Origin of the sequence: Streptomyces niveiscabiei (genome assembly GCF_001419795.1) — a bacterium.
GTDB lineage: Bacteria > Actinomycetota > Actinomycetes > Streptomycetales > Streptomycetaceae > Streptomyces > Streptomyces niveiscabiei.
Genome location: NZ_LIRL01000265.1, coordinates 1 through 1,324 on the forward strand (window position 1 = coordinate 1; position 1,324 = coordinate 1,324).

Genomic DNA, 1,324 nt, shown 5'->3' on the forward strand with positions numbered 1-1,324 from the left:
CGGGAGCCGGGTGACCAGGGGTCGGGTGGCCGGAGGCCGGGTGACCGGGAGCCGGGTGACCAGGGGCCGGGTGGCCGGAGGCCGGAGGTATGGCGGACCGGGGTGTCGAACTCGGGTTCTTCGAGGCCGGGTTCATCGTCTTCTCTTCGTTCTTCCTCACTCGCCGCACGTCTCCGCCCCCTTCGGCGCCTCGACGCCCAGCAGGCGCGCCGCGTCCGCCGTGGTCGTCCTCGGAGAGGTCAGCTCGGTCCAGTGGGCCTTGACCGCTGCCGTGACCTCGGTGCGGGGGCGGGTCAGGAGGCTGTTGACGACGTCGGTCTGCTGGGCCGTCATGGAGACCGTGTCGGTGGAAGACAGGACGATGGCGGAACCCACCGTGCTGTCCCCCACGCGGATGTTGCGGAACGTGTCCTTGGGCGTGGGGTCGTTCCCCAGCGCCAGCCACAGGACGGTCACCCCGCGCGCGCCGCACAGGTTCTCCGCCGCCGACTCCGAACCGGCGACCAGCACGGACGCCACCCCGACCGCGAACTCGGGGACGCGGTTGCCACCCCAGCGGGTGCCGACCGTGGCCTGGCCGGCGCCGGTCTGGGGCGTCAGCGAGTAGTCGCTGCCCACCCCGTCGCTGACGTCGATGCGCTGGCGCACCGTCAGCGGCGTGGTGACCCCGGCGTTCTCACGGACCCGGTCCACGACCTTCGCCCACTGCGCCCGCTGGCCGTTCCACTCCGGGAACGAGCAGTACGTCGAACCCCCGTACTCCGCGCACGACTGCACCTTCTCCGGGTGCTCGGACGCCGTCCGCCGCGCCTGCGCCAGAGCCGTCTGGTCCCCCGGCCGCTGGCCGAACCCAGCGACCACGGTGACCGCGAGCGCCAGGACCATCACCGCCTTGATCGCCACGGTACGGCCGCCCTTGAGGAGCATCGCCACGCAGGTGAGCAGCACGCACAGCGCCAGCAGGTACAGCGCGTGCCAGCCGGAGTGGCGCTCCAAGAGGTTCGAGGGGACCGGGAGGCCGTTCGCGTTCTCGTCGGTGACGACCGGCGAGAACCAGCTCGTCCAGCTGCCGTCCAGCGACACCGACTCCACGACCGCCAGGTAGACGACGGCCACGACCAGCACCGGCACGAACGTCAGCGGCCACAGCCCCGCCAGCAGTATCCCGACGAGCCCCGCGAACATCACCGTCAGCGGACCCACCGCCAGCTCGGCGACCGACCCCGACCCCACGGCGCCCGGCCGGATCGCCGCCACCCCGAAGTCGACGCCGACGACCAGCGCGGTGAACAGGGCGTACGGCACGACCGACAGGGTGTGGGCC

Annotated in this window: 1 protein-coding gene; it reads right to left on the reverse strand. The window is 72.4% G+C overall.

What is annotated here, in order from left to right; genetic code table 11:
* Window positions 1-156: 156 nt before the first annotated feature.
* Window positions 157-1,324 (reverse strand): hypothetical protein (locus AOK24_RS14160; protein ID WP_055720420.1); only part of this gene is annotated, 1,168 nt, incomplete at its 5' end.